The sequence below is a fragment of the Collimonas arenae genome (assembly GCF_000786695.1).
Classification (GTDB): domain Bacteria; phylum Pseudomonadota; class Gammaproteobacteria; order Burkholderiales; family Burkholderiaceae_D; genus Collimonas; species Collimonas arenae_A.
In genome coordinates, this window is record NZ_CP009962.1 from 1,055,191 (window position 1) to 1,072,231 (window position 17,041).

Sequence of the window (17,041 nt, forward strand, 5' to 3'; positions counted from 1 at the left end):
ATCCTCAGCAGGAGAATGTTGTGGCAAGTGTATGTTCCGCAGGTACCGATATCGGGTTTGCATCGCTAGACTATTTGCAGGTCGCTATCCTTGGCGTGATTCAGGGCATCTCTGAGTTATTGCCGATTTCTTCCACCGCGCATATGCGTATCGTGCCGGCGGTATTGGGCTGGCACGACCCTGGTTCGGCGTTCTCGGCGGCAATGCAGTTGGCGGCGTTGGCGGCGGTGGTGAGCTATTTCTGGCGCGACGTGCGCGAAGTGACCGTAGGCAGCATCGCTGCGGTGCGCCAGCGCGATTTCAGCAGCCCGCAGTTCCGTCTCGGCGTCGCCATCGTCCTGGCCACTATCCCGATCGGGATCGCCGGCCTGTCGTTGTCGCATGTGCTTAATGCCTGCGGCTCACCGTTGCGTAGCTTGAGCGTGATCGGCTACGCCTGTATCGCCATGGGCATATTGCTGGCGCTGGCCGAGCTGAGTTGCAAGCATCGCCGCAGCATGGGTGAAATGCGGCTGCGCGATGCGCTGATCGTCGGCCTGGCGCAAGTGGGCGCCTTGATTCCGGGCGTTTCGCGTTCCGGTTCGACCTTGACTGCCGCGCTGTTCCTGAACTTCAAGCGCGAAGAAGCGGCGCGCTTTTCTTTCCTGCTCGGCTTGCCCGCGATTGCTCTGGCCGGTTTGAAAGAACTGCTGGTGTTGTTCCATCTGCATATGCCGCTAGAAACCTGGATGCTGCTGATTTTCGGGTTGGTAATCGCTAGTATTTCCGCCTTTGGTGCAATCTGGGGGTTGATGAAATTCCTGGAAAAATTCTCCACATGGCCGTTCATCGTCTATCGCATCGCACTCGGGATTTTCCTGCTGGTTGCGGTCAACAATGGTTTCTTAAGCTAATCAAGCCAAGCGTAGTTAGTGTCATCGTTAAAAGTGTATTAATGCCAAATTCAGCAGAAGCATCAGGTTCCGATCCGCAAGCACTTCATATACTGCAAACGGTATTCGGTTATCCCTCGTTCCGAGGCCAGCAGGCTGAGATTGTCAGCCATGTAGCCAACGGCGGGGATGCGCTGGTGCTGATGCCGACCGGCGGCGGCAAGTCGCTCTGCTATCAGATTCCGGCCTTGTTGCGGGATGGCGTCGGCGTGGTGATTTCGCCGCTGATCGCGTTGATGCAGGATCAGGTCGACGCGCTGGCCGAAGTCGGTGTGCGCGCAGCTTTCCTGAATTCTACCCAGACCTACGAAGAAGCAGCGCAGATCGAACGTCGCGTGCGCAGCGGCGATCTCGATCTGGTCTATGTGGCGCCGGAACGCTTGCTGACGCCGCGCTGCCTGGAGTTGCTGGAATCGTCGAAGATCGCTTTGTTTGCCATCGACGAAGCGCATTGCGTGTCGCAATGGGGGCATGATTTCCGGCCCGAATACATCAAGCTGTCGATCTTGCACGAACGTTTCCCGCAAGTGCCGCGGATCGCCCTGACGGCGACTGCCGACCAGCAGACCCGCGAAGAAATCGCGATGCGGCTGCAGCTGGAAGACGGCGCACGTTTTGTATCTTCCTTCGACCGCCCCAACATCCGTTATCAGATTGTGGAAAAGGCCAACGGCCGCAAGCAGCTGCTTGATTTCATAGAAAGCGAACATGTCGGCGATGCCGGCATCGTCTACTGTCTGTCACGCAAGAAGGTGGAAGAAACTGCTGAATTCCTGGTGCAGCAAGGGATCGCCGCTTTGCCGTATCACGCTGGCATGGAATACACGCAACGGACCAAGAATCAAGGTCGCTTCCTTCGCGAAGACGGCATCGTGATGGTCGCCACTATCGCCTTCGGCATGGGCATCGACAAACCGGATGTGCGTTTCGTCGCCCATCTGGACCTGCCGAAAAGCATCGAAGGTTATTACCAGGAAACCGGCCGTGCAGGTCGTGACGGCGGTCCCGCCAATGCCTGGATGGCCTATGGTTTGCAGGACGTGGTGCAGCAACGCCGCATGATTGATGAATCGGAAGCCGGCGAGACGTTCAAGCGGGTGCAGGGCGTCAAGCTGGATGCGATGCTCGGTCTGTGCGAAACCCTGCATTGCCGCCGCGTACGCTTGCTGGATTACTTCGGCCAGGGTTCGGAACGCTGCGGCAATTGCGATACCTGCATGAATCCGCCGGTGTCTTTCGATGCGACAGTGGTGGTGCAAAAGCTGCTGTCGACGATTTACCGGGTCGATCAGCGTTTTGGCGCGATGCACGTAATGGATGTCTTGCGCGGCATAGATTCCGACAAGATCAAGCAATGGCGGCACGATCAGCTTTCCACTTTTGGCATCGGCAGCGATCGCAGCGAAGCGGAATGGCGGGCGATTCTGCGGCAATCGATTGCGCTCGGCCTGATCACGGTCGACCATGAAGCCTACAGCGCGCTCAAGCTGACCGACGCCGCACGGCCCGTGCTGAAAGGCGAGTATCCGGTGCAATTGCGGCAATATCAGAAACCGGTCAAGCAAAAACGCAGTGGCGGCAAATCCAAGGGTTATGTTGAAACCGATTTGTCGACGCTGGAGCAAGCCATTTTCGAGAAATTACGCTGGTGGAGAGTGGAAACGGCACGCAAGCATAATGTTCCGGCCTACGTCATTTTCCACGATGCGACGATGCGCGAAATCGCCAAGGCGCAGCCTGTGTCGCTGGATGATTTGCGTGGAGTAAGTGGCGTCGGTGAGAAAAAGCTGGAGACTTACGGCACAGAGATCGTCGAGCTGATTGCAGAATTTGTATAACTTGCCTGGGTCAGCGCACGCTAACCCAAGCTGCGGTTCTGCTTAAATTGTGGTGCCCAAGGCTGCCATCAAGGCTTGCCTGATTTTCGCTTCTTGCGGCGCGACGCCGAAACCAACCATCATTCCTTGCGCATCGAAGAAGCGGCAAATAGTAGTGACGCCATCCACTTCGGTTTCCCAACGGCCGGTGGCTACCGCATGCGGTGGCGGCGGCACCAGCGCCAACGGGTAGCTCGGCGTTTTGACGATGACCGGGGAATGCTTGAGATCAATTGCGGTGTCTTCACCATTCAAGGTCTTGGCAATCGCTCGCGCAGCAGTAAGAATCGGTGCAATGTATGGCAGCGGGCTGGTACGGCCTTCGCTATCGACCAGATACTCGGCGCAATCGCCCAGCGCGTACACATCGGAGGCGCTGGTGCGGCCGTGAGAATCAACGATGATTCCGCGGCCGGTATTGAGTTGCGCAGCTTGCGCCAGCGTCAGGTCGGGACGCAAACCGACAGCAGACAACACTACATCCGCAATCACCGTATCGCCGTTAGCCAGCGTGACTTTGATTGCGCCATCGGCATGGTCGACGCTGCTGGCGGTAGTGCCCAGCCGAAGATCGATGCCGCGGGCGGTGAGCGCGGCATGTAGGCCTTGCGACAAGGGCGGTGCCGCCAGCGCAGCCAACGGCAATGCGTTCGGATCAACCAGCGTGACCTTGTGGCCGTGCAGCGCGAGGTCGTCAGCGAATTCGCAGCCGATCAGGCCGGCGCCAAGAATCACCACGCGGGCCGTGGCTGGCTCCGTGTGCGGTTGTTCCATCAGCAGCTTTTCGCGGAAGGTGGCGTAATCGTCGATATGGTTGACCGATAGAATGCGGTCGCTCGCGTCGCCGGCAATCCCCAACCGTATCGCTTGCGCGCCGACAGCGATGACCAGCTGCTCATACTCGAAAGCGCCAATGCTGGTGTCCACCACCTTTGCAGCGGTATCGATATGCTTGACCGTGGTCTTGGTCATGATATTGGCGCCAACCTGCTCCGCCATTTGCGCCGCGCTTTGCGAGATCAACTGTGCAGCCTGCTTCTTTTGCGCGAATGCGTTCGACAGCATCGGTTTGGAATAGAAACCGCCATCGTCAGCTGTGATGATGAGCAGTGCGGCAGTCTTGTTCAGCTTGCGCACTTCACGTGCCAGCGAGTAAGCAGCCATACCGGCGCCGATGATGATAATGGGTTTCATGGAATTTCCTGGGGATTGATAGCGCTGAAGATAAAGCGGTTTTACGTATTGAAATCGGGACCAATTAGCCGCCGCAGGCACTTGCAGCAGTGCGGCGGCTGATTCTACAACATCCGCTTAGATTTCGACCATTTCAAAATCGGCCTTGGCGACGCCGCAATCCGGGCATTCCCAGGTTGCAGGCACGTCTTCCCATTTGGTGCCGGCAGCGATGCCGTCTTCCGGCCAGCCAGCCGCTTCGTCATAGATCAGGCCGCAAACGATGCATTGGTAAGTTTTCATTTTTTTGTTCCTATAAAGTGTGTGTCGTAATAGTTAATTGTGCCGGTAGCGCATTGCCCCGCTACCGGGTTAGTCAGGTAAGCGATTATGCCGCGTTCAGCGCATCCAGCGCATGCTGGTAATGATTCGCGTGGCGCTCTTCCACCTTGGCCAGTGCGGCGAAACGTTTGGCGGCTTTCTCCAAGGTACGCTTGAAATTTTCCGCGTGTTCTTTCGATTCGGCGATTTGTTCGTCATATTCCGCGACGGCAGCCTGGTTACCTTCTTCAATCGCCAGGTGGCGGAATTTCGGATACATCTCGGTGTATTCGTAAGTCTCGCCTTCAATGGCTATTTCCAGCGATTTGGCTGGCGTCAGCTGTGCTTTCGGGTACAGCAGGTCGAGATGGCCAAAGGCGTGCATGACTTCCTGATCCGCTGTATCTTCAAAAATCTTGGCGACTTCCTCGGCGCCGGCTTCGCGCGCCAGTTTGGCGAAATAACGGTATTTTATATGGGCCATGGATTCACCGGCGAAAGCGGCTTCCAGGTTTTCGATAGTGACTGATTTGATGCTGGTGTCTTGGTTTGCCATGATGTGCTCTCTCTTTATGCTAGGGAAGGGTGTTTTGCTATTGCCGTGAGACATATAATAGTTTTTATTTATTAAAATTGGAAATTGCATATCTTTATGGCTATGATAGATTTTTCATGTGTCTTTTTTGATATCGAAAAATATTGCAAATATACAACTATGTGAAATCGGCATTCACCATGCGAAATTCACATAGCCGGTTGCGACCAGTCTGATAAAATCAGGGACTTTCACTTGTTACACTTGGGGACAGAGAAACATGGATTCGATGATCGATAAAAAAGAAGAGCTCCGCCAACAACTGCGCCAAGCGGCGCTTGAATATCACGAGTTTCCGACCCCCGGGAAAATTAGCGTAACTCCCACCAAATTACTGACAAACCAGCGCGATCTGGCGCTGGCTTACTCGCCCGGCGTTGCCGCTGCCTGCGAAGAAATCGTCGCCGATCCGGCGAATGCCTTCCGCTACACAGCGCGCGGCAACTTGGTGGCGGTCATCACCAACGGCACCGCCGTCCTCGGCCTGGGTAATATCGGCCCGCTGGCTTCCAAGCCGGTGATGGAAGGCAAGGGCGTTCTGTTCAAGAAATTCGCCGGCATCGACGTCTTCGATATTGAAATCAACGAACACGATCCGGACAAGCTGTGCGACATCATCGCTTCGCTGGAGCCGACTTTCGGCGGCATCAACCTGGAAGATATCAAGGCGCCAGAGTGCTTCGAGATCGAGCGCAAGCTGCGCGACCGTATGAAGATCCCGGTCTTTCACGATGACCAGCATGGCACCGCTATCATCGTCGGCGCGGCGATTCTCAATGGCCTCAAAGTAGTCAACAAAGACATCAAGAACTGCAAGCTGGTGGTCTCGGGCGCTGGCGCCGCGGCGCTGGCCTGCCTGGACCTGATCGTTGATCTCGGGTTCCCTATTGAAAACATTTTCGTGACTGACCTAGCTGGCGTGGTCTACAAAGGACGGGTCGAGCTGATGGATCCGGACAAGGCGCGTTTTGCACGAGAAACCGATGCGCGCACTCTGGGCGAACTCATCCCAGGCGCCGATATTTTCCTCGGTCTGTCGGCTGGCGGCGTACTCAAGCAAGACATGGTAAAGGCGATGGCGCCCCGGCCGCTGGTGCTGGCGCTGGCCAATCCGACGCCGGAAATCCTGCCGGAAGATGTCAAAGCCGTGCGTGACGACGCCGTCATGGCGACGGGCCGTTCGGATTATCCGAACCAGGTTAACAACGTTCTCTGCTTCCCGTACATTTTCCGCGGTGCGCTGGATTGCGGCGCCACCACCATCACCCGCGAAATGGAAATCGCCGTGGTGCACGCGATCGCCGAACTGGCGCAAGCGGAGCAGTCGGACATCGTCGCCACTACTTACGGCATCACCAACCTGTCGTTCGGCCCTGAATACATTATTCCAAAGCCGTTCGATCCTCGCCTGATGATCAAGATTGCGCCAGCAGTGGCCAAGGCTGCTGAAGCTTCTGGCGTCGCCAGCCGTCCGATCAAGGACATGGAAGCCTACATCGACAAGCTGCAACAGTTCGTGTATCGCAGCGGCACCTTCATGCGGCCTCTGTTCCAGATCGCCAAGAAGACGCCAGCCGGTAAGAAACGCATCGTCTACGCCGAAGGCGAAGAAGAACGCGTCCTGCGTGCGGTGCAAGTGGTGGTGGATGAAAACCTGGCGCGGCCGATCCTGGTCGGCCGTCCTGCGGTGCTGCAACAACGTATCGAACGTTTCGGCCTGCGTCTGAAAGCGGACGTCGATTTCGAAGTCATCAATCCGGATTTCGACGAGCGCTATCGCGACTACTGGCAAACTTTCCTGGCGATGACCAAGCGCCAGGGCGTGACAGAGCAATACGCCAAGCTGGAAATGCGCCGCCGTCATACGCTGATCGGTTCGATGGCGATCCACAAGGGCCACGCCGACGGCATGATCTGCGGCACCTACGGTACCACCAGCCTGCATCTGAACTACATCGACAAGGTACTGGGGCGGCGCGAAGGCGTGAATGTCTACGCTGCGATGAATGCCTTGATCCTGACCGATCGTCAATTGGTGCTGGTCGATACCCACGTCAACGAAGAGCCAACTGCCGAGCAACTGGCAGAGATCACCATCCTGGCTGCGGAAGAGATGTTGCGCTTCGGCATCAAGCCGCGCGTAGCCTTGCTGTCCCATTCCAACTATGGTTCCAGCAACAGCGCTTCGGCGCAAAAGATGCGCAACGCGCTCGCGATCATCAAGGAACTGTCGCCCGAACTGGAAGTCGACGGCGAAATGCACGGCGATACTGCGCTCAACATTGAACTGCGTCGCAAGCTGATGCCGGATTCGTCGCTGAAAGGCGATGCCAACCTGCTGGTGATGCCGAATATCGATGCCGCCAATATCGCCTACAATTTGCTCAAGAACACTTGCGGCAATGGCGTAGCGGTTGGCCCGATCCTGCTCGGTTGCGCCAAGCCGGTACATATCCTGACGCCATCGGCAACTGTGCGCCGTATCGTCAACATGACTGCCTTGTGCGTGGTGGACGCGATTTCGGCGCGTTAAGATCTAGACAGAAGTAGCAAGCAAGAAGAGAAGGGCCCTGTTTTACCACCGGATAACCGGCGGCAAAGCAGGGCCTTTTTTATTGGTTCGGGAGGACATCGCCGGATGCGTTTTAGTTGATCACAAGATAGATAAAGCGTGTAAATTGTAGTGAAAAACGGTAGTACTACAATGATCAGGAGATGCGATGCCCGAGTATCCGAAGAGCCCGTTGATGGGACAGATGATGAGCCAGCCCTTGCTCATCTCCAGCATTATCCAGCACGCCGACCGTTATTTCGGCGCTAACGAAATCGTGTCGCGGCGGATTGAGGGTGATTTGCATCGCTATACCTATAGCGAGTGCCATCAGCGCTCACGGCGGCTCGCCAATGCGCTCGCTACACTTGGCGTGGGGATGGGCGAACGGGTCGCAACGCTGGCATGGAACGGCTACCGGCACATGGAGGCCTACTACGCGGTCTCCGGAACCGGTGCGGTGCTGCATACGATCAACCCGCGCTTGCATCCAGACCTGATCGGCTATATCGCCAACCACGCCGAAGACCAGTATCTCTTGTTCGATACTTGTTTCCTGCCGCTGGTGGAAGCGGTGGCGCCGCTAGCCAAGACCATCAAGGGTTATATCGCTTTATGCGCGCGCGAGCACATGCCGCCGGATAGCAAACTGCCCAATCTGCTGTGCTACGAAGAGCTGCTTGCATCCAACGCGGACGATTATCGCTGGCCGACGTTCGACGAAAATTCCGCCTCCAGCTTGTGCTACACATCGGGCACCACCGGAAATCCCAAGGGCGCGCTATATTCGCACCGCTCCACCGTGTTGCATTCACTGGCTTCGGTGATGCCGGACACTATGAACATCTCAGGCCGCGACGCCGTGTTACCGATCGTTCCGATGTTTCATGTGAATGCCTGGGGTTTGCCGTACGCTGTACCGCTGACGGGTGCGAAAATGGTGTTTCCGGGACCGGGGCTCGACGGCAAATCGCTGTATGAATTATTCGAGCAGGAGCAGGTCACCATTTCCGCCGGCGTGCCGACGGTGTGGCTGGGCCTGCTCAATCATATGGATCAGAACCAGCTACGTTTCTCCAGTTTCAAGCGCACCATCATTGGCGGCTCGGCCTGTCCGCCGGCGATGATGAAGAGCTTGCGTCATCGTTATGACGTGGACGTGGTGCATGCCTGGGGCATGACAGAGATGTCGCCGCTGGGGACCACTGGCAGCCTGCAAACCAGGCATTTGTCATTACCCGCCGAGCAGCAGGAATTGCTGTTGCAAAAACAGGGCCATGCTATCTACGGCGTCGACATGAAGATTGTCGATGACGACGGGCAGGAATTACCCTGGGATGGCGTCACCTACGGTAATCTGCTGGTCAAGGGACCATGGATAGTCGACAGCTATTTCAAGAATGAAGGTGGCGATATCATGCGGGACGGCTGGTTTCCAACCGGCGATGTGGCGACCATCGATGCTGACGGCTACATGCAAATCACCGATCGCAGCAAGGACGTGATCAAGTCAGGCGGCGAATGGATCAGCAGCATTGAGCTGGAAAATATCGCGATGGCGCATCCGGCTGTGCAGATGGCCGCCTGTATCGGGATTTTTCATCCAAAATGGGATGAGCGACCTTTGCTGGTGGTGGTGCGTAAACCGGGAATGGAAGTCAGTAGCGCGGAGCTGTTGAAATTTTTCGAAGGCAAGATCGCCAAATGGTGGACGCCGGATGACGTCGCATTCGTCGACGCCTTGCCGATCGGGGCGACCGGCAAGCTGCTGAAAAACAAATTGCGCGAGCAGTTCAAGGCTTATAACTTGCCGACCGCCTGAGCGTCGCGGCGGCTGATTCGCGTTTATTCGGATTCACCGCTCTGCTTCAAGGGCACACGCCCGGTTTGTACGCGGCTGGCGGCGCGGTCGCAATGGCCGGGTTGGTCGTCAAAAAACATATGCGGCTTGAAGGCCGCCAGCACGTCGGATTTGACCAGGCCACCCATGAAGAAGGTTTCATCGATGGCTACATCCCAGGCACGCAAGGTGCGGATCACCCGTTCATGCGCGGGCGACGAGCGCGCCGTGACGAGCGCCGTGCGGATAGGCGCGGCATGGCCGTCAGGGTTCTTGAAATTGTTCTGGATGTAGGACAGCGCCAGCAGCAGCCGTGCAAACGGGCCTTGCGGCAAAGGCAGCAAGGCGTTTTCGCGCTCATGTTTCTCGAATGCCTCAATTCCCTCGGTTTGATAAATCCTTTCCGACTCATCTGAAAAAATCACGGCGTCGCCATCGAAAGCGATGCGAATCTGGTCCAGTTCTTCCATGGCGCTGTCGGGCATCTGATACAGCAGCGCGGCGGCGGCGCCGGAATTGACCGCCGCTTGCACGTCATCTTCGTGCAGCGACAGGAACAGGCTAACGTTGAATGCCTGCAAGTACGGCGCCAGCGAAGCTCCACCGGATAGTACCGCACGCGTAATGTCGAGATCGTAATGCTTGATCGAGTTAAAAATACGCATCGAGGTTTCGCTGGAATTGCGCGACATGACCACCACCTCGACGAAACGTCGGCCGGTCAGCTGGTTCAGTTTCAGCAGCGCTTTTACCAAGGCGTAACCGGCGCCCGGCTTAAGGATCTGGTTTTCGTTGAGCAGCTGGTGACGGCGATATTCCTCCAGTCCTTGCTGGCGAAATATGGCTTCCTCTATTTCCAGATCGAATAGCGCGCGGGATGAAATTCCCACGACCAGTAAATTTTCCAGGGACTGGGGCATGGCTGGCAGTCTACAGATGGCGGTTGAAAGCGTCCATTATAGGCTGTTGCGGCGCGGCCGATAAATGGCGATTTTGTTATTGTCTTGAGGTCGCGGAGGAGCGAGATGTTCCTCGTTGTTACGTTACATGTTACGTGTCGGAGAACAACTTGGTGGCATGGACCAGGATAAGGGTTTATATAATAAAATTTCTCTTAGTCATTGATTTATAAGGTTTTATCTTCGATTTCTAAAATTTTTGATGAGGTACGTCGGCGGCGGGTTTAGCCGTATTACCCGCTGGCACGATCTTTGCGAAAAGACAGTAGGCATAGCTGTTATCCGATTCATCAAAAAGGGAGATAGATCATGAAAGCATCGAAGAAAAGCGGATTGCTCGCAACATCCATGTTACTGACAGCACTGCTCGCAGGCTGCGGCGGCAGTGGCAGCCTGACGGGAGGCCTCGGCGGTACAACGGCCGGTGTTGGGCCTGGCCCAGGCCCTGGCGGTACCACGCCGACCAGCCCGACCACGCCGACGACGCCGGTCACTCCACCAACTCCACCAGCGCCCCCAACGTCATCAGCCAATGCTTTGTCGAATCTCGGCACTACAGTATCAAGCGTCGGCACAGCGGTGGATGGCGCCGGCAACACAATCGTCAGCCAATTGCCATTGACGTCGGCTTCCAAGGTCGCATTAGGTGGTTTGATAGATAACGCTAGCGGTATCGTCACCGTGCTGGGCGGCGGCGTGACTAACGGCCTCGGTCAAATCGGCACTGCGCAAGATCCACTCGGAATCACAGCCGGCAGCACCGGCGGCGTGGTAGCCCAGGTCGGCGCTACTGTGAACAGTGCTGGCCAAGTGGTCTCCAGCTTGGGCAGCAGCGGTCCGCTGAGCGCCCTGGCGCCCGTGACTACGCCGGTTGGCGGCCTGGTTAGCACCGTCGGCAATACTGTCTCCGGCACTGTGGCGCCGCTGGTGACGACTGCATTGACTACCGGTCCGGTACAACAATTGACGCAGACAGTCAGTACGGCCATCGTACCGTTGACCAGCACCGCCGCCACCGTTTTGCAAACGGCAGGCAATGTGACGGCGCTCAATCAGCCAGCTAACCTGTTGGTGGGCGTGCTTGGCAATACTGTCGCCAGCGTCGGTGGCGGACTGACTGGTTCAGGCGTGCCTGTCGTTAGCAATCTTGGTCCGGTGGTCACAAACACCGGCAATCTGGTGGGAGGCCTTTCCACCAACGGCGTCACCGGCACTGGCCAGCCATTGCTGGGCAATCAAACAGGCGGCATCTTGCAACCGGCTGACAATGCTTTGACTAGTGCGCTTGTCGGTCCTCTGGCTCCTGTGGTCGGTGTGGTGAATGGTTTGACTGGCAGTCTTAGCGGTGCGGCTGGTGCAGGCGGCCCGCTGGCTCCTGTCACTGGCTTGCTAGGCGGTTTGACTGGCGCAGTCGGTGGTGCTGGCGGCAGTGGTCCTCTCGCACCTGTCACCGGCTTGCTGGGTGGTTTGACTGGCGCGGTTGGTGGCGCAGGCGGCAGCGGTCCACTGGCTCCTGTCACCGGTTTGCTGGGTAGCTTGACCGGTGCTGTTGGCGGAGCTGCCGGTGGCAGCACAGGCAGCCCGCTGGCCCCTGTGACTGGCTTGTTAGGCGGTTTGGGCGGAACTGCTGGCGCTGGTGGCACAACAGCTAGCCCATTGGCTCCGGTACTCAATCTGGTTGCCGGCTTGACCTCTGGTGTTTCGGGTGGCGCAACAGGCACAGGCGGCACCGGCCAGTCGACCGGTCTCTTGGGCGGTTTGTTGGGCGCCACAAGTAAGAAATAAACAGTTGTATATGGGTACAAAAATCCCTGGTTTCTACCAGGGATTTTTGTTTGATGGGGTGTCAATTTGCTCAATCATGCAACTACAAATCATCAATGAACTAGCCATGTATAGCAGAATAAAATAGTTGCACTGAATGAATTATTGCCGTACTTTAACAGTCACTTCAGGTCCTGATTTTCAGACCGCGATGAATAGAATGGTTTTGCCGTCGATAACGAACGAGAGCCGTAGCCGCATGCAACTATTTAAATCGAAGTGCTCCCGCCGCGCCGGATTGATCCTGGCCCATAGCGCCTATTGGTTGATGACGACGGTTGCCATGCCCGCGCATGCCGATTCACGCAGCCCGCTACAAGGCAACCCAACCGACTCCTTGCCAAAGGTCGAAGCGCCGTCCAATCCGACGGTAACCATCAATGTGCAGACGCAGCCGGTTGATCCGGCCATGCAAAAACTGCTGGCGAGTCATTTGACGCCCGCGAGTTTCAAGATATCCGGCGTCAATGCCTTGCCATTCGCAGAAGTCGCAGCGCTATTCGCGCCGATGGCCAACCGCGATACCACGGTGGCGGAATTGCTGACCGCCGCCAACAAGGTTACGCAGATGTATCAGGACCGCGGCTATCCGCTTTCCTTTGCCTTTGTGCCGGCCCAGAGCTTCGAGAATAATGTGGTGGTCATTACGGTGGTAGAGGGTTACGTCAAGAACGTTAAGGTTGAAGGCAATCCGGGCGGCAGCGAAGAGCGTCTGAAGCGGATCGGCGAGCAATTGCAGCAGGACCGGCCGTTGCGCCGCGCTACCTTCGAACGGGTTGCCGGCATTCTTAGCCTGCAGCCAGGAGTCAAGATTGTCGCCAACGTAGCACCGCCGACGACTACCGACGGCGCAGCCGATATGGTGCTGACGGTGACACGGAAGCCGATCACAGTTGGTGTCGGCGCCGATTACCGGCAGCCGGGAATCCGCGGCTTGTTGAACGCTACCAGCAATGGCTTGACGCCATTGGGTGAGCAGGTGAGTGTAAGTACGCTACAGCCGAGCGGTGATCAGAAGGAGAAATACTACGCCATCAACTATGTCCAGCCAATAGGTACCGACGGCTTGACCGCTAGGATAAATGCATCGGATTATCGCGCTCAACCGCAAAATGCCGCTTTGGCGCCACTGAATTACCTGACGCAATACCAAACGAAAACTACCCATGTCGGTGGTTCCCTGAGTTACCCCGTCATCCTGGACAACACGCATAGCCTGACCGTTACAGGCGGTGCTTATAGCGCCGAAAACAGTCAGACTTATACTCCTGCGCCGCTCTACGCGCCAATTACGGTGACGCTCAGTTCGCAAGTACGGGTGCTGAGCGCAGAGGCAGCTTGGGTCGATGTCAAAACAAGTCCGGAAAAATTGCAGCAGACGCGACAATTAAGTGTTGGCGTGTACAAAGCCATAGATGGACTTGGCAACAAGAGTAAGGGCAATAACGTTGATGTGGGCTTTACCCGTGTCACCCTGCAAGCATCGCAATCGAATCAATTGCCCGGCGGCTTCGGCGTTGCGATAGCAGCCAGCACACAGTACAGCAGTAATATTTTGCCGACCTCGGAGCAGATCGGTTTTGGCGGCAAGCTGTTCGGTCTGGCTTATCCAGCCGGAGAAGTGGCCGGCGACAAAGGCTGGGGCATATCGGCTGAAGTAAATCGCCTGTTCCCCATGAGTTACACCTACCTGAAATCGGTGCAGCCCTATTTTCTGGTGGACCATTCTCGAGTGTATTCCAATGCCGGTCCTTTGACTCACGACACTTTGGGCTCTGTTGCGCTGGGGGTACGGTTTTCAGATGCTCACTACTACACATTGGACCTGTCGGTGGCAAAACCAGTAGCCAATATTCCAGTCAATTCCAACTCAAGGTCATTGCGCTTTAATGCAATGTATTCATATCAGTTGGATTGAATATTGATTCAAGGCAGCAAAAACGGATCTTGATTCAGATCGGCCAGTGTTTTTTTGTTGGCTGCTATCAACTTCTGATTTTCCGTCGCCGATCCGACCGTTCAACAGTTATCGCCCTGAGGGCAACAAAGTCGCCGTTAAGCCGCATTCCTAGTGATTTTTGAAGCATTCAAAATGCATAAATTGGACAACATTTTGGCGTTCAAAAAAACTATGGGAAATGCACATTGATAGCTGATTTCTTAGTTCCCTCAAAGGAATTTTTACTTGCCTTCATGTAAGCATTTTTTTCACAATGTAAAACATTATTTCAAGATGAAATCGTGGTTTACCTATGAAAATTCCACTAGAGGTAATGCTCTATTAATATGTTTCTTAAGAGAAAAATTTATGTTGAGGTAATTTTTAATCGGGGCTATGCTGATACCGCGTAGTCCGGAATTGGGAGTGGTTGTCTGCAGTCAGATCGGCTGTTTTTGTCCATCTGGATTGCAACGCCAAGGGCTGCCTCTTTAATGCGATGGTGTTTCTTCAGGAGATCACAATGAACGTCAAATTAATGAAATTTCTTCGGGATGAAGATGGCGTTACGGCGATTGAGTACGGGCTGATTGCCGGACTGATTGCTGTGGCTATCATAGGCGGAGTAACTGCCTTGGGAGGAAGTTTGAGTGGCCTGTTCAACTATATCTCGGGTCTGTTACCTAAGGCACCGTAAACTGTCCGGCTATTCTATTGGGATGGTTGAGCGGAGCAAACATGCTGCATATGAGCCATCTACCGTTGCCGTTATTCCTGTTGTTTTGCACTTTAATATTTTTGTATGACTATTTGTTCAGGCGAGTTCCCAATAAGTTGCTTTTGATAGCGATAGCGGTGCAATTTGCTTGGCTTGTAGTCTTCGGCAACGGATTGAATGGGTTGGATTGGCGCGGTGCGTTTTCAGGCTTTATGGCAGGATTGGTATTTTTCGCTCCGCTCTATATTTTACGTGCGATGGCTGCAGGCGATGTCAAATTTTTTGCTGTGCTTGGTTTATTGCTTGGGCCAGGTGCGTTGTTGCCTGTTTTTTTGTTCGCGTCATTGATCGCCGGTGCGCATGCGATGATAGTTTACGTATTGCGGTTAGGGCTGGCGCCAGGTTTGCAAGTGATTGCGGTTCGCGTGGCGTGTTGGAACTGGTACCAACGCATGTTGGAAAGACGCGGTAATCGTGTTGGCATTCCTTACGCCGCATACCTGGCCTTGACGGGAGCTTGGGCAGGCATGCAAGGTGCGGGAGTTATGCCAGTTTTCACCTGATTGATTGTTTGCTTCATGGATGTCAGCACGGCGCACGTCGGTAGTGCACGGATCGTATCGGCTGCGAAGATCGGGAGCGGGGATGCATTACAAATATAAACGTGCAGCTCATCCGGATATGGATAGAGGAGCCAAGAGCGCTGCCCAGCGCGGCGTTGCAGCAATTGAATTTGCATTGATATTTCCCATATTCTTCATGCTTCTATATGGGATCATCACCTATGTCCTGATTTTTCTGGCCCAGCAATCTCTGGCGCTGGCGGCTGAAGAGGGCGCGCGCGCTGCGTTGCGCTATACCACTGCCAGTCGCGGCGCGATTGCCTGCGCTACAGCTACTCAACTCGTCAGCTGGCTAGGCAACGGCGGCGTATCTTGCCCAACACCCGTACCTTTGACTTGTGCCAACCCTGCTGGCACGACCGCACAATGCATCACAGTGACCGTCTCATACAATTACGGTACATATCCACTGGTGCCGTTATTGCTGGGTTCGTTAATGCGGGTTGCGGTGCCTGCCACTCTGACAAGCTCGGCAACGGTGCAAATTGACTGAACAAGATTAGTTCACACGGTTGAATATTTTTTGCATGCGTTCCAATTTTTTGACTGGTCACGAATCTGTGAGCCAATGACTTGACCCCTGTTTGCTTTGTATTTGACTTGGAAACCACGTTGAACAATTCTTTCGTTCGGATAGGCATCGAGTACACACTATGAATAACCTGACAAAAATTGTGGCGGCGATATTGGTAGTGGCCGCACTTGGTCTAGCGTTTGTGGCCTGGTGGCTGGGTAGCCGTCCGCCGCCAACGATCGCGACGTCGGCGGGGCCAGCGATAACCGGCAAGCCTTCCCAGCAATATGAGGTGATCGTCGCGGCGCACGCACTGCAGGCGGGTAAAGCCATCATCACCGACGACATCAGCTTGGTGACACTGCCGATCAATCCGGCCGGCGCCTATAACCAGGCTAGTTCTGTTGTCGGCAAAATCCCTTTGATTGACATCGGCGCTGGTACGCCCATTACGGAAAGCGGGCTGGCCAGTGGCCTGGCCGTCAAGCTGGCGGACGGCGAGCGGGCGGTGGCGATACCTGTCGATGAAATTGTCGGCGCCGGTAATCGTGTCCAACCCGGTGATTATGTCGACGTCTTTTTCACGCTCAAACAGTCACAGGACATCGCCACAACGCAATCGCGCTTGCTGCTGTCCCGCGTACATGTGCTTTCTTATGGAAGCGCTGTAATCGGGACTGCGACCAGTGGCGGCAGCGCCGGCATGGCGCCGGCCCAGCAATCATCCCAATCGGTGCAGCAATCGCAGGGAATGCCGCAATCCCAGCAGGCGCCGCGCACTGCGGTACTGGCGACGCCAGTTGCAGACGTCAACAGATTGCTGCTGGCAACACAGAATGGCAAGCTGACGCTGGCATTGCGCGGCCCCAGCGATGAAACTATTTCCGACGTTGCCTTGTTCCCGCAAATTCCAGCAGTGCTGGCGGGCAAGAAGGATCTGACCCGCGACCAGCAGGAAGCGTTGAAGCAACCTGACAACCAGGCATTTGCGGGGATCGAAATGGATGGTCTGAGCGCTGATTCAAAATCATCACAAGGGCATAAGCCTGCGACACGCAACGTGACGGTAGCCAAGGCGTCTGGCGCAGGGGCTGTACACGCGCCTGGCACAGTGGAAGTGATTCGCGGCACGCAACGGGAGTCGGTGGCTTTTTGACGCGCAGATTTTTTCAATG

Annotated in this window: 14 protein-coding genes; 10 read left to right on the forward strand and 4 right to left on the reverse strand. The window is 55.6% G+C overall.

Translation table 11 applies throughout. The annotated features are described in order from the left end of the window. Positions 1-20 precede the first annotated feature (20 nt). Complete coding sequence (locus tag LT85_RS04720; RefSeq protein WP_038485916.1) at positions 21-893, forward strand: undecaprenyl-diphosphate phosphatase; 873 nt, start codon at positions 21-23, stop codon at positions 891-893. Between the two features lie 41 nt (positions 894-934). Next, a complete protein-coding gene (gene recQ, locus LT85_RS04725) occupies positions 935-2,770 on the forward strand; it encodes a DNA helicase RecQ (protein WP_038485919.1) in 1,836 nt (611 codons plus the stop codon). A 42-nt stretch (positions 2,771-2,812) separates the two neighbouring features. Here recQ and LT85_RS04730 read toward each other — a convergent pair whose 3' ends face one another. The 3 genes from LT85_RS04730 to LT85_RS04740 all read right to left on the reverse strand — a co-directional run bounded on the left by LT85_RS04730 (position 2,813) and on the right by LT85_RS04740 (position 4,859). Next, positions 2,813-4,003 (reverse strand): FAD-dependent oxidoreductase, encoded by a 1,191-nt coding sequence (locus tag LT85_RS04730; RefSeq protein ID WP_038485922.1) that lies wholly within the window; start codon positions 4,001-4,003, stop codon positions 2,813-2,815. 117 nt (positions 4,004-4,120) lie between these two features. After that, positions 4,121-4,285 carry a rubredoxin gene (locus LT85_RS04735; RefSeq protein ID WP_038485925.1) on the reverse strand — a complete coding sequence of 55 codons (165 nt, stop codon included), beginning with the start codon at positions 4,283-4,285 and terminating at the stop codon, positions 4,121-4,123. 85 nt (positions 4,286-4,370) lie between these two features. Further along, positions 4,371-4,859 carry a rubrerythrin family protein gene (locus LT85_RS04740; RefSeq protein WP_038485928.1) on the reverse strand — a complete coding sequence of 163 codons (489 nt, stop codon included), beginning with the start codon at positions 4,857-4,859 and terminating at the stop codon, positions 4,371-4,373. A gap of 259 nt (positions 4,860-5,118) precedes the next feature. On the opposite strand from LT85_RS04740, the gene LT85_RS04745 reads away from it, so the two are divergent. Further along, a complete protein-coding gene (locus tag LT85_RS04745; RefSeq protein ID WP_038485931.1) occupies positions 5,119-7,431 on the forward strand; it encodes an NADP-dependent malic enzyme in 2,313 nt (770 codons plus the stop codon). Positions 7,432-7,618: 187 nt separating this feature from the next. Further along, entirely contained in the window at positions 7,619-9,271 is a 1,653-nt protein-coding gene (locus LT85_RS04750) for a 3-(methylthio)propionyl-CoA ligase (RefSeq protein ID WP_038485934.1), read from the forward strand. A gap of 23 nt (positions 9,272-9,294) precedes the next feature. Here LT85_RS04750 and LT85_RS04755 read toward each other — a convergent pair whose 3' ends face one another. Continuing rightward, positions 9,295-10,209: a 5'-nucleotidase gene (locus LT85_RS04755; RefSeq protein ID WP_038485937.1), complete on the reverse strand. Its 915-nt coding sequence runs from the start codon at positions 10,207-10,209 to the stop codon at positions 9,295-9,297. A 348-nt stretch (positions 10,210-10,557) separates the two neighbouring features. On the opposite strand from LT85_RS04755, the gene LT85_RS04760 reads away from it, so the two are divergent. From LT85_RS04760 to cpaB, 6 genes are all read left to right on the forward strand, one after another. Beyond that, a complete protein-coding gene (locus tag LT85_RS04760; RefSeq protein WP_038485940.1) occupies positions 10,558-12,033 on the forward strand; it encodes a collagen-like triple helix repeat-containing protein in 1,476 nt (491 codons plus the stop codon). Positions 12,034-12,271: 238 nt separating this feature from the next. Beyond that, a complete protein-coding gene (locus LT85_RS04765; RefSeq protein ID WP_253273667.1) occupies positions 12,272-13,990 on the forward strand; it encodes a ShlB/FhaC/HecB family hemolysin secretion/activation protein in 1,719 nt (572 codons plus the stop codon). A gap of 544 nt (positions 13,991-14,534) precedes the next feature. Then, entirely contained in the window at positions 14,535-14,708 is a 174-nt protein-coding gene (locus tag LT85_RS04770) for a Flp family type IVb pilin (RefSeq protein ID WP_038495057.1), read from the forward strand. Positions 14,709-14,749: 41 nt separating this feature from the next. Continuing rightward, positions 14,750-15,292 (forward strand): prepilin peptidase, encoded by a 543-nt coding sequence (locus LT85_RS04775; protein ID WP_052134659.1) that lies wholly within the window; start codon positions 14,750-14,752, stop codon positions 15,290-15,292. Positions 15,293-15,410: 118 nt separating this feature from the next. Further along, positions 15,411-15,845, forward strand: a complete 435-nt coding sequence (locus LT85_RS04780; protein ID WP_038495063.1) for a TadE/TadG family type IV pilus assembly protein — start codon at positions 15,411-15,413, stop codon at positions 15,843-15,845. Positions 15,846-16,005: 160 nt separating this feature from the next. After that, positions 16,006-17,022 (forward strand): Flp pilus assembly protein CpaB, encoded by a 1,017-nt coding sequence (gene cpaB / locus LT85_RS04785; protein WP_038485943.1) that lies wholly within the window; start codon positions 16,006-16,008, stop codon positions 17,020-17,022. Positions 17,023-17,041 lie beyond the last annotated feature (19 nt).